Below are 23,949 nucleotides of genomic sequence, written 5' to 3' on the forward strand. Positions count from 1 at the left end.
TCAGGTGCGCTTGCGGAAGCGGGCCACCGCCAGCGGCGCGGTCACCACGGTGATCGCCGCGGCCCAGACCAGCACCGTCAGCGCCGAGTTGCCCACCGGCTGGTCGTTGATCAGCGCCCGGCAGGCGTCGGCCAGCGCGGACAGCGGGTTGTGCTTGGTGAAGGCCTGCAGCCAGCCCGGCATGGTGGTCGGGTTGGCGAAGATCGAGCTGCCGAACTGCAGCGGCATCATCACCAGCATCGACATGCCCTGCACCGCCTGGGCGCTGCGCAGCGACATGCCCAGCAGCATCGACACCCACATCAGCGAGGAGCCGAACACCAGCGACAGGCCGACCGCGGCCAGCAGCTTCAGCGGGCCGCCCACGATGTCCATCCCGAGGACCATCGAGAAGCCGATCAGCACCGCGAAGGCCACGATCGCGCGCAGCGTCTCGGCGATCATCTTCGACAGCAGCACCGCGGAGCGCCCGATCGGCAGGGTGCGGAAGCGGTCCATCACGCCGGTCTGGAAGTCGGTGTTCAGGCCGGTGCCCAGCGCCATCGCCAGGTTCAGGCCGGTGGTGCCGAGCAGGCCGGGCACCATGTACTGCATGTACTCGTGCTGGTTGCCGGCCATCGCGCCGCCGAACACGTAGACGAACAGCACGATCATGATGACCGGGATCAGCAGCGCGTCCAGCATCGACTCCGGGTCGGCCTTGATCCGCATCAGGTTCCGGCGGGTCAGCGCGCCCAGGTGGCGCAGGTTCGCGCGCAGCCCGATCCGGGTGTCGTCCGCGTCGGCGGCGGTCGTGGCGGGAGCGGGGCTCAGGGTGGCGGTGCTCATGCGACGGGCTCCTTGTCACGGGTCTGGGCGGGGACGGCGGACTTGCCGGTGACGGTGAGGAACACCTCGTCCAGGCTGGGCAGTTTGGTGTCGATGCCGGCCACGGCGAAGCCGCGGGTGCCCAGCACCCCGATCACGGCGGTCAGTCGGCGCTCGTCGGTCAGGTGCACCGAGAGCAGCCCGGACTCGGTGGAGAAGGTGGCCGGGACGCCGGACTCCTGCAGCGCCCGCGCCATCTCCGGCAGCTGCGCCGGGTCGGCCGGCCGCACCTGCAGGCTCTGCCCGCCGACCCGCTTCTTCAGCTCCTCGATGCCGCCGTTGGCGATCACCCGGCCCTTGTCGATCACGGTCAGGGCGTGCGCGAGCTGCTCGGCCTCCTCCATGTACTGGGTGGTGAGCAGCACCGTCGACCCCTCGCCGACCATCCGCTGCACCTCGTCCCACACCTCGTTGCGGGTGCGCGGGTCCAGGCCGGTGGTGGGCTCGTCCAGGTACAGCACCTTCGGGCGGCCGATCATCGACGCCGCGAGGTCCAGGCGGCGGCGCATGCCGCCCGAGTAGCCCTTGGCGGGCCGCCTGGCCGCCTCGGTGAGCGAGAACCGCTCCAGCAGCTCGACCGCGCGGGCCTTGGCGTCCTTCGCGGAGAGGTCCAGCAGGCGGCCGATCAGGTACAGGTTCTCGTAGCCCGACAGCAGCTCGTCCACCGAGGCGTACTGGCCGGTCAGGCCGATGGTGCGGCGCAGCTGCTTGGGCTGGCGCAGCACGTCGTACCCGCCGACGAACGCGGTGCCCGCGTCCGGCTTGATCAGCGTCGACAGCACCCGCACCAGCGTGGTCTTCCCGGCCCCGTTCGGTCCGAGCAGCCCCAGCACCGTCCCCTCGCGCACCGTCAGGTCGACCCCGTCCAGGGCCTTCGTCTCCCCGTAGTGCTTCACGATGCCGTGGACCTCCACGGCGTTCCGCTCGATTCGTGTCATGGGAACACCGTGCCGGGCCCGGCTGTCACGACGCTGTCAGCCCGCTGTCACGGGGGACGACAGCGGGCTGACGGGGCGGAGCCGGGCTAGCTGAAGGAGTGCTCCGGGCCGGGGAAGGTGCCCTCGCGGACGTCGGTGGCGAACTCGGTGGCGGCCCGGGCGAGGGTCGCGCGGAGGTCGGCGTACTGCTTGACGAACTTGGGGACGCGGCCGGCCGTCATGCCCGCGAAGTCGGTCCAGACCAGGACCTGGGCGTCGGTGCCGGGGCCGCCGCCGATGCCGACGGTGGGGATCGCGGAGTGCGCGGTGACCTCGGCGGCGAGGTCGGCGGGGACGGCCTCCAGGACGACGGCGAAGGCGCCGGCCTGCTGGACGGCCTTCGCGTCGCGCAGCAGCTGGTGGGCGGCCTCGTCGCCGCGGCCCTGGACGGGGTAGCCGCCGAAGGCGTGCACGGACTGCGGGGTCAGGCCGATGTGGGCCATCACCGGGATGCCCGCGTCGACGAGCAGTTCGATGGTGCGGGCGCTGCGCTCGCCGCCCTCCAGCTTGACGGCCTGGACGCCGGCCTCCTTCATCAGGCGGGCGGCGTTGTGCATGGCCTGGGCGGGCGACTCCTGGTAGGAGCCGAACGGCAGGTCGGCGACGACGAGGGCGCGCTGGGTGCCGCGGACGACGGCGGCGGAGAGCATCACCATCTGGTCCATGGTCACCGGCACGGTGGTCTCGTAGCCGAGGTGGCAGTTGCCCGCGGAGTCGCCGACCAGCAGGACGGGGATGCCCGCCTCGTCGAAGACCCCGGCGGTGAGGGCGTCGTAGGCGGTGAGCATCGCCCAGCGCTCGCCGTTGCGCTTGGCCTTGGCGAGGTCCCGGACGGTGACCCGGCGGTTGGTGACGCCGCCGTAGAGGGTGGTGCCGACGGGCGCGTCCTGCGTCTGGGCAGGCTGAAGCGGAGAGGCGTTCATCGAACAGGCTCCTGGTGTGTGTCGTCTCGTGGCGCCGTGCGGCGTCCCCGGATCTGGCTCCATGCTTGCACGCCCGCGTCCGTCCGCAAAGGGTCGGGAGTCCCGGACGTGTCCGGGGGCTCCCGCGGGCGCCCCCGGGAGCCCTTGGGGAAGTCTTTGCCCTTCCTTGCCCTTCGGCTTGCGATACGAGACCGTCTCGTATTGAAAAGGCGTCTAGGCTGTTCGTATGACCTCGCCGACCGCAGCCCTCCAGGCACCCCGGGTGCCGGAAGCCGTACACCGCCGACGCTGGTGGATCCTGGGCACCCTGGTGCTCGCCCTGCTCGTCGTCGTCCTCGACAACTCGATCCTCAACGTGGCGATGAAGACCATCGCCACCCCCGCCCCGGTCGGCCTCGGCGCGAGCCAGAGCGACCTGGAGTGGGCGATCAACTCCTACACGCTGGTCTTCGCGGGCCTGCTGTTCACCGCGGGCCTGCTCGGCGACCGCTTCGGCCGCAAGTGGACGCTGCTGGCCGGCATGCTGGTCTTCGGCCTCGGCTCGCTGCTGTCCGCGATGGCCGCCAGCCCCGGCGAACTGATCGGCTACCGCGCGGTGATGGGCCTCGGCGGCGCCTTCGTGATGCCCGCCACGCTGGCCATCATCATGAACGTCTTCGAACGGCACGAGCAGCCCAAGGCGATCGGCATCTGGGCCGGCGCGGTCGGCCTGGCCATCGCCATCGGCCCGATCACCGGCGGCCTGCTGATCGAGCACTTCTGGTGGGGCTCGGTCTTCCTGGTCAACGTCCCGATCGTGCTGGTCGCGCTCGGCCTGATGGGCTGGCTCGTCCCGGACTCCAAGGACCCGAACCCCGGCAAGCTCGACCCGGTCGGCGTGCTGCTGTCCATCGTCGGCCTGGTCGCGCTGATCTACGGCATCATCAAGGGCGGCGAACTGGCCGACTTCACCGACCCGAAGGCCTGGGTCCCGACCCTGGTCGGCCTGCTGGCGCTGACCGCCTTCGTGCTGTTCGAGAAGCACACCCGGCACCCGGCGCTGGACGTCACCTGGTTCCGCAACAAGGTGTTCTCGGCCTCCATCGGCGTGGTCGGCATCGTGTTCTTCGCGCTGATGGGCGTCTCCTTCTTCGGCGTGTTCTACATCCAGAGCGTGCGCGGCTACAGCGCCCTGCAGGCCGGCGAACTGATGCTGCCGCTGGCCGTCGCGCAGCTGCTCTTCGCGCCGCGGGCCCGGCTGGTGGTCGACCGCTTCGGCGTCCGGGCGACCTGCGCGGGCGGCATGCTGCTGGTCACCGTCGGCTTCCTCGGGTACGCCTTCCTGACCGCGACCAGCCCGATCTGGCTGCTGATCGTGCTCGGCTTCGTGATGGGCGCCGGCATGGCGCACGTGATGCCGCCGGTGACCGTCGCGATCATGGGCGCGCTGCCGCGCGAGAAGGCCGGTGCGGGTTCCGCGCTGAACAACACCTTCCGCCAGGTCGGCGGCTCGCTCGGCATCGCGGTGCTCGGCGCCCTGCTGTCCACCGTCTACCGCAACGGCATGCAGGACCACCTGGCCACCGTCCCCGAGCAGGTCCGCGACCGGGCCGGCGAGTCCATCGAGTCGACCCTCGGCGTCGCCGAGAAGCTCCACCTGCCCGCCCTGCTCGACCCGGCCAAGGACGCGTTCATCCACGCCATGCACGTGGTCTCCGGCGTCTCGGCCGGCGTCACCGTGCTCGGCGCGGTGCTGGCGCTGCTCCTGCTGCCCGGCAAGGTCGCCGCGCCCGGCGGGCCCGGCGCGGGCGGTCCGGCGGCGGGTCCGCAGGACCGGGCGGACAACGGCACCGACAGCGGCACGAGCACCGGCCCGAGCACCGCCAAGGTGTGATCACGAGGGTGGAGAATAGGGCCATGACGAGCGCCGACACTCCGCTCAAGCCGTGCCACGGCCCCGTCGGGGAGCAGGACGCCCCCCGGCGGGGCCGCCCGCGCAGCGAGGCCGCAGAGCAGGCCATCTACGCCGCGGTCGAGAAGCTGATGGAGGACGGCACCGGCCTGTCCGAGCTGTCCATCGAGCGGATCGCCGCCGAGGCGGGCGTCGGCAAGGCCACCATCTACCGGCGCTGGCCCAACAAGGAGGCCCTGCTGGTCGACGTGGTGGCCCGCCTGGAGGAACCGCTGCCCCCGCTGGGCGGCCCGACCTACCGGGACGACCTGATCAGCGCCGTCGACTACATGCGCCGCCGCGGCCTGATCAAGCGCTCCCGGTGGATCGTCCGCTCCGCGCTCGGGCAGATGAACGCCTGGCCGGAGCTCAAGCACACCTACCACGAGCGGGTGGTGCACCCGCGGCGCCAGATGATCCGGCAGATCGTCCGGCGCGGCGTCGAGGAGGGCGAGCTCCGCGCCGACCTGGACGTCGAACTGCTCTGCGAGCTGCTGATCGGCCCGATCCTGCTGCGCACCGTCCTGTGGGACGACGCCCCGCTGGAGGACCCGGACCTGCCCCGGCAGATGGTCGACGCCGCGCTGCAGGGCATCGGCGCCCGGCCGCCCGCGCAGCGCGCGTCGTCCGTGCCGTCCGCATCCTGACCGTCCGCCCGGGGCGCCCCGCCGCCCCGCCCCGCCCCCCGTCCGGCGCAGGGGCGGAACTTCCCGGGCGCTTCGCCGCGTCCATCCCGTCATAGGCTGAGCCGAGAATCGGATCGGAGCAGGTCGGGGACGGGGTCGACGGGAGAGTCGGCCGGGTGCGGCGGCGAGGAGCGGACGATGGTGCGGGCGGACGGCCCGGCGGTACTGGTGCAGGAGCCGGAGCGGCCCGCGAGCCGGCGGGAGCGGCTGCGCCGCTGGTTCGCCTGGCGGCGCGGGTGGCCGCTCACCGTGCTCGGCCTGCTGGTCACCGGGCTGCTGGTGCTGCACGCCCAGGTGCCCAACGCGGTCGGCAACCTGGGCAGCCTGCTGGAGACCTTCCTGCCCTGGCTCGGGCTGGCCGTCCCGGTGCTGCTGGCGCTCGCGCTGTGGCGGCGCGCCGGGGTGGCGGTGGTCGCGGCGCTGCTGCCCGGCGCGGTCTGGCTGAACCTGTTCGGCGCCCTGCTGGTCGACAAGAGCAGCGGGCCCGGGGACTTCACCGTGCTCACCCACAACGTGGCCGCCGCCAACGACGACCCGCAGGGCACCATCCGGATGCTCACCGGCTCCGGCGCCGAGATCGTCGCGCTGGAGGAGCTCTCCGCGTCCGCCGCCCCCGGGTACGCCGAAGGGCTGGCCGCGGCCTTCCCGTACCACGTGGTGGAGGGCACCGTCGGGCTGTGGTCCAGCTACCCGATCGACGACGTGGCCGTGGTCGACATCAAGATGGGCTGGACCAGGGCCTTCCGCGCCCGGGTCACCACCCCGAAGGGCCCGGTCGCGGTGTACGTCGCCCACCTGCCCTCGGTGCGGGTCACGTTCGACACCGGGTTCACCGCCGGGCGGCGCGACGTCAGCGCGCAGGCCCTCGGCGACGCGATCGAGCGCGAGCCGCTGCGCCGGGTGCTGCTGCTCGGCGACCTCAACGGCACCATGAACGACCGCAGCCTGGCCCCGATCACCTCGCAGATGCGCTCCGCCCAGGGCGCGGCGGGCGACGGCTTCGGCTTCTCCTGGCCCGCCTCCTTCCCGACCGCCCGGATCGACCAGATCCTCAGCAAGGGCGGCCTGGTCCCCACCGACTCCCGCACCCTCCCGGCGGACGCCAGCGACCACCTCGCGGTGGCCGCCGACTACCGCTACTAGCCGTCGCCTAGGCCCGCCGGCCCCTCTCGCCGACCACCACGGTGGCGTCCCGCTCCCCGTCCTGCTCGGTGCGGGCGGCGAGCCCCGCGGCGGACAGCAGCGCGGCCGTCGCCGGGGCCTGCCGCCCGCTGGTCTCGATCAGCAGGCGGCCGCCGGGCGCCAGCCAGCGCGGGGCGGCCGCCGCGACCCGGCGCTGCACGGCCAGGCCGTCGGCGCCGCCGTCCAGCGCCACCGCGGGCTCGTGGTCCCGGGCCTCCGGGGGCAGCAGCGGGATCTCGCCGGTCGGCACGTACGGGGCGTTGGCCAGCAGCAGGTCCACCCGGCCGCGCAGGGTGCGCGGCAGCGGGGCGTCCAGGTCGCCCAGGTGCACCCGGCCGCGGTACGGGGCCAGGTTGCGGCGGGCGCAGTCCACCGCGGCCGGGTCGACGTCCGCGGCGTGCAGTTCGACGTCCGGGCCGAGCCGGGCCGCCACTGCAGCGCCGATCGCGCCGGAGCCGCAGCACAGGTCGAGCAGCACCGAGCCGGGGCCGCCCAGGGCGGCGGCCAGGTCGACCAGGAACTCGCTGCGCCGACGCGGCACGAACACCCCCGGGGCGAGCGCGATCCGCAGCCCGGCGAACTCGGCGAAGCCCACCACCTGCTCCAACGGGTGCCCCGCGCACCGGAGTCCGACCATCTCGTCGAGCCGGTCGGGGTCGGTGGCGGCGGCCAGCAGCAGCCGGGCCTCGTCCTCGGCGAAGACGCACCCGGCCGCGCGCAGCCGGTCGATCAGGAACGCGGGGGGAAGCGGGCGGGCGGGGGGAACCGGGTCAGCGGGGGAGGGCGGGTGAGCGGGAGGAGACGACACGGGTACCTCTCGAAGAGCCTGGCGGGCCCTCCCCGTCCGATCAGGCCGCGACCCGGCGGCGGGGGAGCACCTCGACAACCTGCACGGTGATCTCTCCCACCTCCTCGGTCCGGGTGCGCCGGGCATGTCACGGGCGCACGCTGCGGCGCTCACCCTAACCCCTCGCGCCCCCGCTGTCAGCCGCTCGCCCGCGCCGGTGGCCGCCCACCGGAGCCGTCGGCCGCCCACCCGCCCGCCGCGGTCCCCTCAGCCCTGCCGCCAGCGGTTGGTGATGGGCAGGCGACGGTCGCGGCCGAAGTTCTTCGGCGAGACCTTCGGGCCCGGCGGGTACTGCCGCCGCTTGTACTCGGCGGTGTCCACCAGCCGCACCACCCGGTCCACCACCTCGGCCGGGAACCCGGCGGCGACGATCGCGTCCCGCCCCTCGTCGCCCTCCACGTACCTGGTCAGGACGGCGTCCAGCAGGTCGTAGTCGGGCAGCGAGTCGGTGTCCACCTGGTCCGGCCGCAGCTCGGCGGACGGCGGCTTGGAGATGGTGTTCTCCGGGATCGGCGGCACCTCGCCGCGGGCCTCGGCCGCCGCGTTGCGCCAGCGCGCCAGCTTGAAGATCAGCGTCTTGTAGACGTCCTTGATCGGCCCGTACGCGCCCACCGAGTCGCCGTACAGCGTCGAGTAGCCGACCGCCAGCTCGCTCTTGTTGCCCGGCGCCAGGACGAGCTGCCCCTCCTGGTTGGAGATCGCCATCAGCAGCGTGCCGCGCAGCCGGGACTGCAGGTTCTCCTCGGCCAGGCCGGTCAGCTCGGTGGCGCCCATGTACGCGTCGAACATCGGGGCGATCGACACCGTGCGGAAGTGCAGGCCGGTGCGGCGGGCCAGCTCGGCGGCGTCGTCCCGGGAGTGCTGCGAGGAGTAGCGCGAGGGCATCGAGACGCCGTACACGTTCTCCGCGCCGATCGCGTCCACCGCGATCGCCGCGACCAGCGCCGAGTCGATGCCGCCGGACAGGCCGATCAGCACCGAGCGCATCCCGTTCTTGCGGACGTACGCCCGGGTGCCCTCGACCAGTGCCGCGTACACCTCGGCCTCGTCGTCCAGCCGCTCGCTGACCTGCGGCTCCAGCGGCTGCGCGGGCCGCTCCTTCGGCGCGCCGCCCAGGTCGACCCTGGTCAGCTTCAGGCCGTCGGCGAGGACCGTGCCGTCCGGCAGGCCGTCCTCGTCCGCGGCCGGCAGGTCGAGGTCGACCACCAGCAGCGCCTCCGCGAACTGCGGCCCGCGGGCCAGCAGTTCGCCGTCCTTGGTGACGACCATCGACTCGCCGTCGAAGACCAGCTCGTCCTGCGCGCCCACCATGTTCAGGTACACCAGCGGGCAGCCCGCCTCGGCCGCCCGGCGCCGGACCAGCTCCAGCCGCACGTCGTCCTTGTCGCGCTCGTACGGCGAGCCGTTGATCGACAGCAGCAGGCCCGCACCCGCCTGGCCGGTGGCCGCGACCCGGCCGCCCTCCTGCCAGATGTCCTCGCAGATCGCCAGCGCCACGTCCACGCCGTGCAGGCGCAGCACCGTCAGCTGGTCGCCCGGCACGAAGTACCGGTACTCGTCGAACACGCCGTAGTTCGGCAGGAAGTGCTTGGCGAACCTGGTCACCACCTCGCCGCCGCGCAGCACCGCCGCGCAGTTCTGCGGCTTGCCCGCGTACCGGGTGCCCGGCTCGCCGCGGCCCAGGTAGCCCACCACCACCGGGACGTCGCCCAGGCCCTCGGCCTGCAGCTTCGCCGCCAGGTCGACCAGCGCGGCGCGCGAGCCCTCGACGAACGAGCGGCGGAAGGCCAGGTCCTCCACCGGGTACCCGGTCAGCACCATCTCCGGGAAGGCGATCAGGTCGGCGCCGGACTCGGCGGCCCGCTTCGACCAGCGCAGCACCTCCTCGCTGTTGCGGGCGAGGTCACCGACCCAGGGGTCGATCTGGCACAGGGCGAGACGCAGATTCGGCATGCCCCCGAGTGTAATCGTCTAACTGACGCTATGTCGCGGGGGTGCCCCCCGTCGGCACGCCGCGCGCCCGGCGGACGCCCGGCGGACGCCAGGCGCCGCCCCGCCTGTCCTCCGGCTCCGCCCGGGCCGCCCCCGGTCCCGCCCTCCCGGCGGCGGTCAGGGATCGGCAAGCGGCCGAAGATCCGCCATGATGGGTGACGACGCGGTCCGGGCGAGGTCTTCGCCGGGCCGGGCCGGCCGGTGCGGGCGGCGTAACACGGGCGTAAAGAGCAGAGGTGAGACTGTCCCCATGGGCAAGCAGCAGGAGTTCGTGCTTCGCACGCTCGAGGAGCGTGACATCCGGTTCGTCCGACTGTGGTTCACCGACGTGCTCGGGTTCCTCAAGTCGGTCGCGGTGGCCCCGGCGGAACTGGAGCAGGCCTTCGACGAGGGCATCGGCTTCGACGGCTCGGCGATCGAGGGCTTCGCCCGGGTCTACGAGTCCGACATGATCGCGAAGCCGGACCCGACCACCTTCCAGATACTGCCGTGGCGCTCCGAGAACCCCGGCACCGCCCGGATGTTCTGCGACATCCTGATGCCCGACGGCTCCCCCTCCTACGCCGACCCGCGCTACGTCCTCAAGCGCACCCTGGAGAAGGCCTCCAACCTCGGCTTCACCTTCTACACCCACCCCGAGATCGAGTTCTTCCTCCTCAAGGACCTCCCCGGCGACGGCTCCGCGCCGACCCCCGCGGACCAGTCCGGCTACTTCGACCACACCCCCCGCGGCATCGGCCACGACTTCCGCCGCCAGGCCATCACCATGCTCGAATCCATGGGCATCTCGGTCGAGTTCAGCCACCACGAGGGCGCCCCCGGCCAGCAGGAGATCGACCTCCGGTACGCCGACGCGCTCTCCACCGCCGACAACATCATGACCTTCCGCCTGGTCATGAAGGAGGTCGCCCTCGAACAGGGCGTCCACGCCTCCTTCATGCCCAAGCCGTTCTCGCACTTCCCCGGCTCCGGCATGCACACCCACGTCTCCCTCTTCGAGGGCGACCGCAACGCCTTCCACGAGTCCGGCGCCGAGTACCAGCTCTCCAAGGTCGGCCGCTCCTTCATCGCCGGCCTGCTCAAGTACGCCGCCGAGACCGCCGCCGTCACCAACCAGTGGGTCAACTCCTACAAGCGCATCTGGGGCGGCTCCCAGCGCACCGCCGGTGCCGGCGGCGAGGCCCCCTCCTACATCTGCTGGGGCCACAACAACCGCTCCGCCCTCATCCGCGTCCCCATGTACAAGCCCGGCAAGCAGGGCTCCACCCGCATCGAGGTCCGCTCCCTCGACACCGGCTGCAACCCCTACCTCGCCTACGCCGTCACCCTCGCCGCCGGCCTCAAGGGCATCGAGGACAACCTCGAACTCCCCCCCGGCGCCGACGACGACGTCTGGGCCCTGACGGACGCCGAGCGCCGCGCCCTCGGCATCCAGCCCATGCCGCAGAACCTCGGCGAGGCCATCGACCTGATGCAGCGCAGCGAACTCGTCGCCGAGACCCTGGGCGAGCACGTCTTCGACTTCTTCCTGCGCAACAAGCGCCAGGAGTGGGAGGAGTACCGCTCGGAGGTCACGCCGTTCGAGCTGCGCAAGGTGCTCCAGGTGCTGTAGGCCCTGCGCGGACGACGGAGGGGCCCCGGGCCTGGTAGCGACACCGCGCCGGGCCGGGGCCCCTCTCCTGTCCCGGGTGGTCCGCCCCGTGCGTGCGGGCCGACGGCGGGCGTTGCCTCGGTTGCCCTGGGCGGGTTCGGCGCAGGAGGCTGGGGCCGGAACCGCCAGCCAGGTGCACGGAACGGGGAGTCATGGCCTATCGACTCAGCTTCTTCTGCCGATCGGGAGAGAAGAGAGGGGACGAGGCACTGGACCGTCTGCTCGACCACCTGCTGGAGACCGGCGAACCGTTGTGCGGCGAGTGGTTGGGTCCCTTCGTCGACTCGGTGGCGGCGTTCAGGCTCGGCACGATGAGCGCCGCCGGTGAGAGGCCGGTCGGGGATCTGCTGACGCTCGAAGTGCACGTGGGCGTCGCGGTGATCGCCGAATCGGTGATCGCCGCCTCACCGGATGACGAGCGGGGCATCTGGGGGTGCGATCTGCTTGCCACCGTCACCCTCAGCGGGGACGCCCCCGATTGGCCCCTGGTGGAACGTATTTGGGCCGCGGTGACCGCGCTGTGGGGAGCGGTCGCATGGGACGAGGCGTCCGGCTTCGAGATCGCATCCGAGGGGCCCGGACGTGAGACGTTCCGACCGGCGACGGGGCAGGGGATCGGCGCGGACGGTGAGCGGTGAGCCCGGCTGAGGGCCGGTCGTTTCGGGGCGGCCCGTGTACGGGGGCGGGGCGGGGGGAAGCGGAACCCCGAGGAGCGTCACGGGCCGGGAGGGCGGATGGAGTTGCGGTTGCGGTACGCGCCGGAGGCGGGGAACGCCGGTAGGTTCGCGGCGGACATCGTGGCGTCGGCGGCGCGGGTGAGCGGGGTGCGGCTGGACTACTCGGTGGAGAGCCTGGCAGTGGTCGACGGGATCATCGAGGAGTTCCGGGCGAGCGGGATCGTCAGTGGGCAGGTCGGCGAGACGCTGTTCGGGTTCGGCTGCTACGTCGGCGAGGTGATGGTCCGCCAGGGCGGCGCGACCTGGCGCGGCGTGGACGGCGCCGAGGCGGTGGCCTTCGGGTTCCCGCTGGTGGTGGACCTGCCGAGCGGGCAGGTGGGCAATCCGATCGGAAAGGTGTTCCGCCGGCTGGACAACGGGCCCGAGGACAGCCTGCCGCACTTCTACACGGTCTTCGCGGAGCCGTGGCGGCAGGCGCGGTAGCGCTTCCCGCGCGAGATCGGAGCGGCGGCAGGAAGGGGCCTCGACGTACGAGCGGACGGCCTGGGGGGTGGGTAGATGAACCAGCCGTACGCGCTCCACGCGGGGCGGCCGGGGCAGGGTCACCGCCTGCGGGCGCGCTGCGGGGACGGGGCGGGGGCCGGGCGGGGCCGGACCACGCGGGGGGAGCGGGTGGGGCGGTGGGGTGGGCGGTCGCGGAGGAGGCGTTCGAGGGGGTGCTCGACGAGGTGGTGGAGGGCGGCGGCCAGGGCGAGGGAGGCGGTGGTGAGGAGGAGCCAGGTGGTGGCGGTGGGGAGGCCGGGGGCGGGGTGGCCGTAGTGGTGGAGCCAGGGGCGGAAGGTGATCTCGTGGACCAGGTACCAGGCGAAGGACCAGTCGCCGAGCAGGGTCCAGGGGCGGCGGGCGAGCGGGCCGCGGGGGCGGTGGAGGTCGGCCTGGGCGGTGGCGGTGATCAGGGCGGCGAACAGCGGGGCGGAGAGGAGCTGGGAGGCGCTGTAGGGGCTGTGCCAGGCGGGGTCGGGGACGGCGCGGTGCCAGGGGACGAGGGCCAGGTGGAAGGCGGCCACGGCGAGGACGGTGGGGAGCAGCGGCAGGACGGGCAGCCGGCCGCGGCGGACGGCGAGGCCCAGGGCGACGCCGAGCAGGAACTGCGGGGTGCGGCTCAGCGGCAGGTAGTCCAGCAGCCAGCTGCGCAGCCCGGGGTCGGCGACGGCGGACCCGGCCAGCCACAGCAGCGGGCCGGCGGCGCAGCACAGGGCGGCGGTGCGCAGGCCGGGCCGCAGCCGTAGCAGGAGCGGGAGGAGCAGGTAGAACCAGGCCTCGTCGCCGAGCGACCAGCCCGCCGGGTTGCCGCCCATCACGGTGCTCCGCCCCCACGGGTGCAGCAGCGGCAGCGACCACAGCGCCGCGGTGACCGGCACCGCCGCGCCGAGCGCCGCGTACACGGCGAGCGAGGCGCCGGTGGTCAGGGCGTGCAGCGGCCAGATCCGGGCGAGGCGGCGGCGGTGGAAGCGCCAGGCCGGGACGGGGGCGTCCGCGTACGTCCAGGCGAGCACGAAGCCGGACAGCACGAAGAAGAACGTCACGCCGGAACGCCCGTACCAGGCGAGGGGGCTGAGCACCGGCAGCGGGCCGACCTGGCGGGAGAGGTGGTAGCAGACGACCAGCAGGGCGGCGAGGAAGCGCAGGCCGGTGAGGGAGGGGAGCCGGGCGGGCGGCGGTATCCGCAGGGGGGTCACGCCGTGGCCAACGAGCCGGGTGGTGGGGTGTCACGGGCGGCGGCCGACGAGGGGAACCGGTTGACGGTGCGTCACGGGGCGCGGCCGGGGCCGGTGGGAACGTACGCTCAGGGCAGCAGAGCAGCGGGCAGCAGGCCACGGGAGGCGGGACGACGGTGGAGGAACGGGCCGGGAGCCGGGTCAGCCGGTTGGAGACCCGACTGGTGCGGCGGGGCTTCTCCGATCCGGACCAGGCGGTGCGGCTGCTCGGCGAACCGGCGCTGCACGGCCTCGCCGCCGACCCGGTGCTGCTGGACGCGCTGGGCGCCGCCGCCGACCCGGACCAGGCGCTGCTGGGCCTGGCCCGGCTGCTGGAGGCGCTGGACCCGCACGAGCGGCACACCCTGCGCGACACCCTGACCGCCTCCAAGCCGCTGCGCGACCGGCTGCTGGGCGTCCTGGGCGCCTCCACCGCCCTCGCCGACCACCTGGCCCGGCACCCCCGCGACTGGCACGCCCTGGTCTCCTTCGAACTGCGCGACATCCACCCCGGACGCGGTGACTTCCTCGGCGAGCTCACCCGCCGGGTGTGGGCCGAGCCGGACGCCGACCGGGCCGACGCGCTGCGCGCCGCCTACCGGCGCTGCCTGCTGGCCATCGCCGCCCGCGACCTGTCCGGCACCACCGACCTGCCGCAGGCCGCCGCCGAGCTCGCCGACCTGGCCGGCGCCACCCTGCAGACCGCCCTGGACATCGCCGCCGAGCAGGACCCGGACGCCGCCGCGGCCTGCCGCCTGGCCGTGATCGGGATGGGCAAGTGCGGCGGCCGGGAGCTCAACTACGTCTCCGACGTGGACGTGATCTTCGTCGCGGAGGCCCGGGAGGGCGTCGAGGAGCACGGGGCCGTGCAGGCCGCCACCCGGCTCGCCGCGCACGCGATGCGGCTGTGCTCCGCCACCACCGGCGAGGGCACCATCTGGCCGGTCGACGCCAACCTGCGCCCCGAGGGCCGCAACGGCCCGCTGGTGCGCACCCTGGCCAGCCACCTCGCCTACTACCAGCGCTGGGCCAAGACCTGGGAGTTCCAGGCCCTGCTGAAGGCCCGCCCGATCGCCGGCGACGCCGAGCTCGGCCGCGCCTACGCCGGGGCCATCGCCCCGCTGGTGTGGCAGGCCGCGGCCCGGGAGAACTTCGTCACCGACGTCCAGCAGATGCGCCGCCGGGTGGTCGACGCGATCCCGGCCGGGGAGGTCGACCGGCAGCTGAAGCTCGGCCCCGGCGGCCTGCGCGACGTCGAGTTCGCCGTCCAGCTGCTGCAGCTCGTGCACGGGCGCACCGACGAGGCGCTGCGCAGCGGCAACACGCTGGAGGCGCTGGCCGCGCTCAGCGCCGGGGGCTACGTCGGGCGGGCCGACGCCGCCTCGCTGGACGCCGCGTACCGCTTCCTGCGGACCCTGGAGCACCGGATCCAGCTCCAGCGGCTGCGCCGCACCCACCTGATGCCCACCGACCCGGCCGACCTGCGCCGCCTGGCCCGCACCATGGCCCCGCTGATCCAGGGCGACACCCGGGGCGACGACCCGGTCGCCGCGCTGCAGCGCGCGTGGCGGCGGCACGCGGTGGAGGTGCGGCGGCTGCACGAGCGGCTGTTCTACCGGCCGCTGTTGGACGCCGTCGCCGAACTGCCGGTCGCCGAACTGCGGGTCACCGGCTCCGGTGCCGCCGGGCTCAGCGCCGAGGCCGCCAAGCAGCGCCTGGCCGCCCTCGGCTACGCCGACCCGGCCGCCGCGCTGCGGCACATCTCCGCGCTCGCGTCCGGCGTCAGCCGCAAGGCCGCGATCCAGCGCACCCTGCTGCCGGTGCTGCTCGGCTGGTTCGCCGACTCCGCCGACCCGGACGCCGGGCTGCTCAACTTCCGCCAGGTCTCCGACGCGCTCGGCCGCACCCCCTGGTACCTGCGGCTGCTGCGCGACGAGGGCGCCGCCGCCGAACAGCTCGCCCGCGTCCTGTCCGCCGGGCGCCTCGCCCCCGACCTGCTGCTGCGCGCCCCCGAGGCGGTCGCCATGCTCGGCGACGTCGGCGGCCTGGTGCCGCGCGGCCGGGCCGCCCTGGAGGCGGAGGTGCTGGCCGCCGTCGGCCGGGCCGCCGACCCGGCCGCCGCGGTCGCCGCCGCCCGGGCCGTGCGGCGCCGCGAACTGTTCCGCACCGCCGCCGCCGACGTGCTCGGCCGCCTGGAGGAGGACCCGGCCCGCGCCCTCGACCTCGCGGGCGAGGCCCTCACCTCGATCACCACCGCCACCCTGCAGGGCGCGCTGCGCGCCGCGGGCAACGGCTGGGAGGCCCGCAACGGCGAACTGCCCACCCGGATCGCGATCGTCGCGATGGGCCGCTACGGCGGCCACGAACTCGGCTACGGCTCCGACGCGGACGTGCTGTTCGTCCACGAGCCGCGGCCCGGCGTCCGCGACGAGGACGCGGCGCGGGTCGCCCGCGAGGTGGTCGGCGAACTGCGCACCCTGCTGGCCGCCCCGTCGGTCGAACCCCCGCTGCTGGTCGACGCCGACCTGCGGCCCGAGGGCCGCAACGGCCCGCTGGTGCGCACCCTCAGCTCGTACGCGGCCTACTACGCGCGCTGGTCGCACGCCTGGGAGAGCCAGGCGCTGCTGCGCGCCGAGGCGGCGGCCGGGGACGAGGAGCTGGGGGCGCGCTTCTGCGCCCTGGTCGACCCGCTGCGCTACCCCGCCACGGGCGTCCCCGACCGGGACCTCATGGAGATCCGCCGGATCAAGGCCCGGATCGAGTCCGAGCGGCTGCCGCGCGGCGCCGACCCCACCACCCACACCAAGATCGGCCGCGGCGGGCTGGCGGACGTCGAGTGGACGGTCCAGCTGCTGCAGCTGCGGCACGGCCACGAGCTGCCCGCCCTGCGCACCACCCGCACCCGGGCCGCGCTGGCCGCCGCGACGGAGGCCGGGCTGGTCGACCGCGAGGACGCGCAGGTGCTGGACGCGGCCTGGGTGCTGGCCTCGCGGGTGCGGGCCGCGGTGATGCTGGTGCGCGGCCGGGCGGGGGACAGCTTCCCCGGCGACGCGCGGGAGCTGGCGGGGGTGGCGCGCTACCTGGGGTACGGAGTGGGGCACTCGGGGGAGCTGGTGGACGAGTACCGGCGGACGACGCGGCGGGCGCGCCGGGTGGTGGAGCGGCTGTTCTACGGAGCGGAGTAGCGCCAGGGCCCCGGACGCACAGCGGGACCGCGGCGCAGGACGGTGCTCCGTCCCGTGCCGCGGTCCTTCGGGAGGTGCGTGACCGGTCGCGCGGTTCCCCGCGCCCTGGTTTCGCGCGCGTCGGCTACGCGCTGACCTTGGTGTCCCACTGGGCGGGGACGGTGAGCTCCCGGTCGACCGGGTCGCCAGGCTTGCGGGGCAGGCGGTAGACCCAGGTGTGGTAGGTCAGCCGGGCGGCGAGGAAGCCGACCGCCAGGCAGAGCAGGCCGCCGACCGCGTCCAGCCAGAAGTGGTTGGCGGTGGAGACGATCACGCTGAGGGTGACCAGGGGGTAGGCGAGGCCCAGCAGGCGGACCCAGGTGCGGCGGGCCAGGAAGAAGATGGTGAGGCCGCACCAGGTGGACCAGCCGATGTGCATGGAGGGCATCGCGGCGTACTGGTTGGAGACGTGCGCGCCCGCGCCGGAGGCGAGCGAGCCCCAGGTCTGGTGGAGGGTGACGGTGTCGACGAAGCCGCCGCCGGTCATCAGGCGGGGCGGGGCCAGCGGGAAGCAGTAGAAGCCGACCAGGGCGATGCCGGTGGTGACGAACAGCACCGTCCGGGAGGCGGCGTAGCGGCCGGGGTGGGAGCGGTAGAGCCAGACCAGCACGCCGATGGTGACGATGAAGTGCAGGGTGGCGTAGTAGTAGTTCATCCCGACGATGAGCCAGGTGACCGAGTTCACGCCGTGGTTGACGGAGCGCTCGACGGCGATGCCGAGGGTGTGCTCCAGGTTCCAGACCCAGGTGGCGTGCTGCTGGGCGATCGAGGCCTGCTCGGGGACCGCGTTGCGGACCAGCGAGTACAGCCAGTAGCTGAGGCCGATCAGGGCGAGCTCGAAGAGCAGGTGCGGGCGGCGCGGGGTGCGGCGCTGCTCGCGCAGGCGGCTGCGGACGGCGGCGGCGGGCGACTGGGCGACGCGGGTGGCTCCGGCGGGCGTGCGGGGGGTGTGCTCCGGGCCCGGGTCGGAACCGCCGTGCGTGGTCCGGTCGGCACGTTCGGCGCCGGCTGTCTGGATCTCGGTCGGTTCCCCCATGGGGGAGAAGTCTGCCAGACCAGGTGTGGCCGCTTGCTCATCCTCTGGTCGGGGATTCTTCACCGACTGTCCCCCTACGGGGGTAGGGGTAGATCGGTTTTCGAGGCGCATGCGCTCCATTGTGGCGCGCGGGTGACGAGGGGTCGAACCGGGGTCCGGTTCGGGTGCGGACCGTTGGGGCGGCCGGGGCGGGGCTCAGGTCACGACTCGGTATGACTCGCTGCCGAAACCCTTTTTGCATCTTGCTGAAACATCTTGCAGAGCGCTAGGTTCCACGCCACCCACCCTTGCCCGAGCGCCCCCGAGGGAGAGCCCTGCCGTGGCCGACGCCCCGTACCGCCCCCAGCGCCGCACCACCCCGTACCGCCGGCCCGGACGGGCCGCCGTCCTGGTCGCCGCCTCGCTGATCGCCGCGACCCTGGGCGCCGTCCCGCTGGCCGCCGCGGCCGCGACGCCGCCCGCCCCGCCGTCCGACAAGGACCTGGCGGCCACCGCGACCCGGCACGACCTGACCCGCGAGCAGTTCTACTTCGTGCTGCCGGACCGCTTCGCCAACGGCAGCACCGGCAACGACACCGGCGGGATCACCGGCGGCCGGATGGACAACGGCCTCGACCCGGCCGACAAGGGCTTCTACCACGGCGGCGACCTGCAGGGCCTGATCGACAGGCTCGACTACATCCAGGACCTCGGCACCACCGCGATCTGGATGGCGCCGATCTTCAAGAACCAGCCCGTGCAGGGCGCGGGGGCGGACGCCTCGGCCGGCTACCACGGCTACTGGATCACCGACTTCACCCAGGTCGACCCGCACTTCGGCACCAACGCCCAGCTCAAGGAGCTGATCGACAAGGCGCACAAGCGCGGCATCAAGGTCTTCTTCGACGTCATCACCAACCACACCGCGGACGTCATCGACTACGCGGAGAAGACGTACGACTACCGCACCGAGGGCGCCTACCCGACCCTGGACGCGGACGGCAACCCGGTCGACGAGACCGCGATCGCCGACGCCCGGGCGCAGTGGCCGAGCACCGGCAAGGACTCCTTCCCCTACACCCCGGTCTTCCGCGACCGGGCGGGCGAGACGGCCAAGACCCCGTCCTGGCTGAACGACCCGTCGCTGTACCACAACCGCGGCAACTCGACCTTCGTCGGCGAGTCCGCGACCGAGGGCGACTTCTCCGGCCTGGACGACCTGGACACCCAGAACCCGAAGGTCGTCGCGGGGATGGAGAAGATCTACCAGCAGTGGGTCGCCGAGACCGGCGTCGACGGCTTCCGGATCGACACCGTCAAGCACGTCAACCTGGCGTTCTGGGAGCAGTGGGCGCCCGCGCTGAAGCAGTTCGCCGCGCAGCAGGGCAACAAGAAGTTCTTCATGTTCGGCGAGGTGTACTCGGGCGACCCGGCCGTCACCTCCCCGTACGTCACCAAGGGCAAGCTGCAGGCCACCCTGGACTTCGCGTTCCAGGAGGCGGCCCGCAAGTACGTCTCGCAGAACGGCTCGGCCAAGGCGCTCAGCGAGCTGTACGCGCAGGACTACCGGTACACCACCGCCGACACCGACGCCTACGAGCTGCCGACCTTCCTCGGCAACCACGACATGGGCCGCTTCGGCTCCTTCCTGCAGAGCGACAACCCGGGGGCCTCGAACGAGGCGCTGCTGGCCAAGGACCGGCTCGCCAACGAGCTGCAGTTCCTCACCCGCGGCCAGCCGGTGGTCTACTACGGCGACGAGCAGGGCTTCACCGGCGCGGGCGGCGACAAGGACGCCCGGCAGGACATGTTCGCCTCGAAGACCCCCTCGTACAACACCGACACCGTCATCGGCGGCACCTCCGGCTCGAAGGACCGCTACGGCACCGACGGCCCGCTCTACCGGGGCATCGCGGGCCTGGCGAAGCTGCGCAAGGACCACCCGGCGCTGGCCGACGGCGCGCAGGTCGAGCGGTACGCGGCGGACGGGCCGGGCGTGTACGCGTTCTCCCGGATCGACGCCAAGGAGCAGGTCGAGTACCTCGCGGCGGTCAACAACGCGGCCGAGGCGAAGACCGTCACGCTGGACACCTTCTCCGCGGGCATGGACTTCGACGGCCTGTACGGGTTCCAGGGCAAGGTCACCAGCGGCGCGGACGGCAGGGTGACGGTCACCGTCCCGGCGATGTCCTCGCTGGTGCTGAAGGCGAAGCACAAGCTGGCCAAGCCCGCGGCCGGTCCGTCGATCACGGCCGTCGCGCCCGCCGACGGCTCGTACGGCACCGTCACGCTGGGCGCCGACGTGCCCGGCGGCGGGTTCAACCGGGTCACCTTCGCCGCGCAGGTCGGCGACGGCGCCTGGCAGACGCTGGGGACCGCCGACAACGGGGCGTCCGGCTCTGCCGGCCATGTCACTTTCAAGGTGACGCAGAACCTGGACGGGGTCGCGCCGGGCACCGTCGTGCGGTTCAAGGCGGTCGTCGAGGACTCGGCGGGCCGACTGGCCTCCACCACCGGGCAGTTCACCACCGGGCAGCAGGCCCCGACGCCCGCGCCCAGCGCGGTCTCGCGCGAGTACGCGGTGGTGCACTACCAGCGGCAGGACGGGAACTACGACGGCTGGAACCTGTACACCTGGGGCGACATCGCCGACGGCGAGGCGACCACCTGGCCGGAGGGCCACGGCTTCGTCGGGCGGGACGCGTACGGGGCGTTCGCGTACGTGAAGCTCAAGGGCGGGGCCTCCGACGTCGGGTTCGTGGTGGAGAAGAACGGCACCAAGGACGTCGACCAGGACCGGCACATCGACATCTCCGCCACCGGCGAGGTGTGGATCAAGGAGGGCGACGCCACCGTCCGCACCGCGAACCCGGACGCCGCGCAGCCGGTGCCGGAGGGCAAGGCGGTCATCCACTACCGGCGGGCCGACGGCAACTACACCGGCTGGGGCCTGCACGACTGGACCGGTGCGGCCACGCCCACCGACTGGGGCAACCCGCTGATGCCCGCCCGGCAGGACGCGTTCGGCGCGGTCTTCGAGGTGCCGCTGGCCGCGGGCGCGACCAGCCTCAGCTACATCATCCACAACGGCGGCGACAAGGACCTGCCGCAGGACCAGTCGCTGAACTTCGCCACCTCCGGCCGGGAGATCTGGATCATCGGCGGCCAGGAGGGCTACCTGCTGCCGCAGAGCGCGGGCACCTCCTCGCAGCTCGACCTGGGCTCGGCGAAGGCCCAGTGGATCGACGCGAACACCGTCGTGGTGCCCGCCAACTACGGTGCGGCGGACGCCCAGTTGAAGGGCGGCACCAGCGCCCAGCTGATCTACGACCCCGAGGGCGGGCTGACCGTCGACAAGGGCGTGCTCTCCAAGCCCGGCCACTGGATCCGGCTCACCCCGGCCGCCGGCCTCACCGACGCCCAGAAGGCGAAGTTCCCGCACCTGGCCGGGTACCGGGCGTTCACCGTCGACCCGCGCGACGCGGGCCGGACCACGAACGCGCTGCGCAGCCAGCTGGTCTTCACCGAGCACCTGCCGAACGGCGCGCCGCTCGCGGCGACCGGCGTGCAGACCCCCGGCGTGCTGGACGACCTGTACGCGGGCAAGGCGGCCTCGGCGCAGCTCGGCCCGGTGTACTCGGAGGGCGACGGCAAGGGCAACAACGGGAACGGGAAGGGCAAGGGCGACAAGCGGAAGGTGACGCTGTCGCTGTGGGCGCCGACCGCGACCGAGGTGGCGGTGCAGCTGTTCGACAAGGCGAGCGGCGGCAGCCCGCGGACGGTGCCGCTGAAGCGCGACGACGCGTCCGGCGTCTGGTCGCTGACCGGGGACGCCAAGGACCTGGACGGCCGGTACTACCTGTACCAGGTGAAGGTGTGGGCGCCGAGCGTGCAGCAGGTGGTCACCAACCTGGTCACCGACCCGTACTCGACCGCACTGTCCGCCGACTCCAGGCGGAGCCTGGTCGCCGACCTGTCCTCGGCCGCGACCAAGCCCAAGGGCTGGGACCAGCACCGCAGCCCGGAGGCGATCCCGGCGGTGAAGCAGCAGATCCAGGAGCTGCACGTGCGGGACTTCTCGGTCGGCGACAGCACCGTGCCGGCCGACGAGCGGGGCACCTACCTGGCGTTCACGCAGTCCAGGTCGGCGGGCATGCAGCACCTGAAGGAGCTGGCCGGGGCCGGGGTGACCACGATCCACCTGCTGCCGACCTTCGACATCGCCACCATCCGGGAGAACCGGGCCGACCAGAAGCTCCCGGCCTGCGACCTGTCCGCGCTGGCCGCCGACTCCGAGAAGCAGCAGGAGTGCGTGGCGGCGGTGCAGGCCGACGACGCCTACAACTGGGGCTACGACCCGCTGCACTACACCGTGCCGGAGGGCTCGTACGCCACCGACCCGAACGGGACGGCGCGCTCCGAGCAGTTCCGCGCGATGGTGCAGGCGATGCACGAGGCGGGCCTGCGGGTGGTGCTGGACGTGGTGTACAACCACACCGCGGCGGCCGGGCAGGACGACAAGTCGGTGCTCGACAAGGTCGTCCCCGGCTACTACCAGCGGCTCAGCGACAGCGGGAAGGTCACCACCGACTCCTGCTGCGCCGACACCGCGCCCGAGCACGCGATGATGAACAAGCTGGTCGTGGACTCGGTGGTGACCTGGGCCAAGCAGTACCGGGTGGACGGCTTCCGGTTCGACCTGATGGGCCTGGACCCGAAGTCGACCATGCTGGACGTGCAGTCGGCGCTGCGGGCGCTGACCCCGCAGAAGGACGGCGTCGACGGCAGGAACGTCTTCCTGTACGGCGAGGGCTGGAACTTCGGCACCGTCGCGAACGACGCCCGGTTCGTCCAGGCCACCCAGGCCAACATGGCCGGGACCGGCATCGCGACCTTCAACGACCGGATCCGGGACGCCGGACGCGGCGGCAACTACGAGCTGTCCTCGGCCCCGCAGCAGGGCTTCGCCTCCGGCCTGTTCACCGACCCGAACGGCTCGGACGCCAACGGCACCCCCGAGCAGCAGAAGGCCCGGCTGCTGCACCAGATGGACCAGGTCAAGGTCGGCCTGACCGGCAACCTGTCGGCGTACCGGTTCACCGACAGCAGCGGCAAGCCGGTCACCGGCGGCGGCGTCGACTACAACGGCTCGCCGACCGGCTACGCGGCCAACCCCGGCGAGGCGGTGGAGTACCTGGACGCGCACGACAACGCGGACCTGTACGACGCGCTGGCGTTCAAGCTGCCGCAGGGCACCTCGCCCGCCGACCGGGCCCGGATGCAGGCGCTGGGCCTGTCGCTGACCGCGCTGAGCCAGGGTCCGGGCTTCGCCCAGGCGGGCAGCGACCTGATGCGCTCGAAGTCGCTGGACGCCAACTCCTTCGACTCCGGCGACTGGTTCAACGCGATCGACTGGGACTGCCGGCTCGGCAACGGCTGGGGCCGCGGCCTGCCGATGGCGGCCGACAACCAGTCGATGTGGGCCCGCGACAAGCAGCTGCTGGCCGACCCGAAGCTGCGGATGGGCTGCAACGAGACGGGCGCCAGCACCGCCATCTACCAGCAGTTCCTGAGGATCCGGCAGTCCTCGCCGCTGTTCGCCCTCGCCAGCACGGCGGAGGTGCAGCGCCGGCTGTCCTTCCCGCTGTCGGGCACCGCGGGGGAGGACCCGGGCGTGATCACCATGCACCTGGACGGCACCGGGCTGAAGGGCGCCGAGAAGGGCATCACGGTGGTCTTCAACGCCACCCCGACCGCGCAGACCCAGACCGTGGCGGGCCTGCGCGGCAGCAGGCAGGAGCTGCACAAGGTGCAGGCGAAGGGCAGTGACCCGGTGGTCAAGCAGGCGTCCTTCGACCCGTCCTCGGGCACCTTCACGGTGCCGGGCCGGACGGTGGCGGTGTTCGTCCAGAACTGATGGTTTCCGTGCGGTAACAGGGGCCTCACCTCCGGGTGGGGCCCCTCGGCGCGTTGGCCGAAAACCGACGGTGCGCGGAGAGGTTTGGCCCCGGCCTTCCCGGATGCGTCCCACATGCCGGACCATGAGGGGCCGTCGGAGAGGTCTCGGCGCGGTCACTAATCGGTCAATCCATGGCATGCATCTGTCATTCATGAGGTGTTTGCTGCCACGATTCCCCCGGCTGCGAACCGACAGGTAGCCCCAACTCCCGCACCCCGCCGGTGGGTTCCTCCCGAGGACGCCGGCGGCCGCAGCCCGGCAC

At 73.1% G+C, this 23,949-nt stretch carries 15 protein-coding genes; 8 read left to right on the top strand and 7 right to left on the bottom strand.

The annotated features are described in order from the left end of the window. From QSK52_RS23645 to panB, 3 genes are all read right to left on the bottom strand, one after another. On the bottom strand, positions 1–828 hold the full coding sequence (locus QSK52_RS23645; RefSeq protein ID WP_285738141.1) for an ABC transporter permease: 828 nt from the start codon (positions 826–828) through the stop codon (positions 1–3). Then, positions 825–1,805, bottom strand: a complete 981-nt coding sequence (locus QSK52_RS23650) for an ATP-binding cassette domain-containing protein (protein WP_285738142.1) — start codon at positions 1,803–1,805, stop codon at positions 825–827. The genes QSK52_RS23645 and QSK52_RS23650 overlap by 4 nt, the downstream gene beginning before the upstream one ends. A gap of 86 nt (positions 1,806–1,891) precedes the next feature. Next, a complete protein-coding gene (gene panB, locus QSK52_RS23655; protein ID WP_285738143.1) occupies positions 1,892–2,767 on the bottom strand; it encodes a 3-methyl-2-oxobutanoate hydroxymethyltransferase in 876 nt (291 codons plus the stop codon). 226 nt (positions 2,768–2,993) lie between these two features. On the opposite strand from panB, the gene QSK52_RS23660 reads away from it, so the two are divergent. From QSK52_RS23660 to QSK52_RS23670, 3 genes are all read left to right on the top strand, one after another. Then, positions 2,994–4,640, top strand: a complete 1,647-nt coding sequence (locus QSK52_RS23660) for an MFS transporter (protein ID WP_285738144.1) — start codon at positions 2,994–2,996, stop codon at positions 4,638–4,640. Positions 4,641–4,663: 23 nt separating this feature from the next. Further along, positions 4,664–5,344 (top strand): TetR/AcrR family transcriptional regulator, encoded by a 681-nt coding sequence (locus QSK52_RS23665; protein WP_285738145.1) that lies wholly within the window; start codon positions 4,664–4,666, stop codon positions 5,342–5,344. A 177-nt stretch (positions 5,345–5,521) separates the two neighbouring features. Continuing rightward, the gene (locus tag QSK52_RS23670; RefSeq protein ID WP_285738146.1) at positions 5,522–6,526 is read left to right on the top strand and encodes an endonuclease/exonuclease/phosphatase family protein; all 1,005 of its coding nucleotides are present in this window, start codon (positions 5,522–5,524) and stop codon (positions 6,524–6,526) included. Positions 6,527–6,533: 7 nt separating this feature from the next. On the opposite strand, the gene QSK52_RS23675 is transcribed toward QSK52_RS23670, so the two are convergent. Next, positions 6,534–7,298: a putative protein N(5)-glutamine methyltransferase gene (locus QSK52_RS23675; protein ID WP_285738171.1), complete on the bottom strand. Its 765-nt coding sequence runs from the start codon at positions 7,296–7,298 to the stop codon at positions 6,534–6,536. A gap of 321 nt (positions 7,299–7,619) precedes the next feature. Continuing rightward, the gene (locus QSK52_RS23680; RefSeq protein ID WP_285738147.1) at positions 7,620–9,365 is read right to left on the bottom strand and encodes an NAD+ synthase; all 1,746 of its coding nucleotides are present in this window, start codon (positions 9,363–9,365) and stop codon (positions 7,620–7,622) included. 289 nt (positions 9,366–9,654) lie between these two features. On the opposite strand from QSK52_RS23680, the gene glnA reads away from it, so the two are divergent. From glnA to QSK52_RS23695, 3 genes are all read left to right on the top strand, one after another. After that, positions 9,655–11,016: a type I glutamate--ammonia ligase gene (glnA, locus tag QSK52_RS23685; protein ID WP_285738148.1), complete on the top strand. Its 1,362-nt coding sequence runs from the start codon at positions 9,655–9,657 to the stop codon at positions 11,014–11,016. Positions 11,017–11,207: 191 nt separating this feature from the next. Continuing rightward, positions 11,208–11,693, top strand: a complete 486-nt coding sequence (locus QSK52_RS23690) for a hypothetical protein (protein WP_285738149.1) — start codon at positions 11,208–11,210, stop codon at positions 11,691–11,693. A gap of 96 nt (positions 11,694–11,789) precedes the next feature. Then, positions 11,790–12,215 carry a hypothetical protein gene (locus QSK52_RS23695; protein ID WP_285738150.1) on the top strand — a complete coding sequence of 142 codons (426 nt, stop codon included), beginning with the start codon at positions 11,790–11,792 and terminating at the stop codon, positions 12,213–12,215. A 119-nt stretch (positions 12,216–12,334) separates the two neighbouring features. Here the strand turns inward: QSK52_RS23695 and QSK52_RS23700 are convergent, their stop codons facing one another. Beyond that, entirely contained in the window at positions 12,335–13,471 is a 1,137-nt protein-coding gene (locus QSK52_RS23700) for an acyltransferase family protein (RefSeq protein ID WP_285738151.1), read from the bottom strand. 155 nt (positions 13,472–13,626) lie between these two features. Between QSK52_RS23700 and QSK52_RS23705 the strand changes: the two genes are divergently transcribed. After that, positions 13,627–16,674, top strand: a complete 3,048-nt coding sequence (locus tag QSK52_RS23705; protein WP_285738152.1) for a bifunctional [glutamine synthetase] adenylyltransferase/[glutamine synthetase]-adenylyl-L-tyrosine phosphorylase — start codon at positions 13,627–13,629, stop codon at positions 16,672–16,674. A 124-nt stretch (positions 16,675–16,798) separates the two neighbouring features. Here QSK52_RS23705 and QSK52_RS23710 read toward each other — a convergent pair whose 3' ends face one another. Beyond that, the gene (locus QSK52_RS23710; RefSeq protein ID WP_285738153.1) at positions 16,799–17,749 is read right to left on the bottom strand and encodes a phosphatase PAP2 family protein; all 951 of its coding nucleotides are present in this window, start codon (positions 17,747–17,749) and stop codon (positions 16,799–16,801) included. 319 nt (positions 17,750–18,068) lie between these two features. On the opposite strand from QSK52_RS23710, the gene pulA reads away from it, so the two are divergent. Then, positions 18,069–23,645 (top strand): pullulanase-type alpha-1,6-glucosidase, encoded by a 5,577-nt coding sequence (pulA, locus tag QSK52_RS23715; RefSeq protein ID WP_285738154.1) that lies wholly within the window; start codon positions 18,069–18,071, stop codon positions 23,643–23,645. The last annotated feature ends 304 nt before the right edge of the window (positions 23,646–23,949 follow it).

The sequence above is a fragment of the Kitasatospora phosalacinea genome (assembly GCF_030268885.1).
GTDB classification, from domain to species: Bacteria; Actinomycetota; Actinomycetes; order Streptomycetales; family Streptomycetaceae; genus Kitasatospora; species Kitasatospora phosalacinea_C.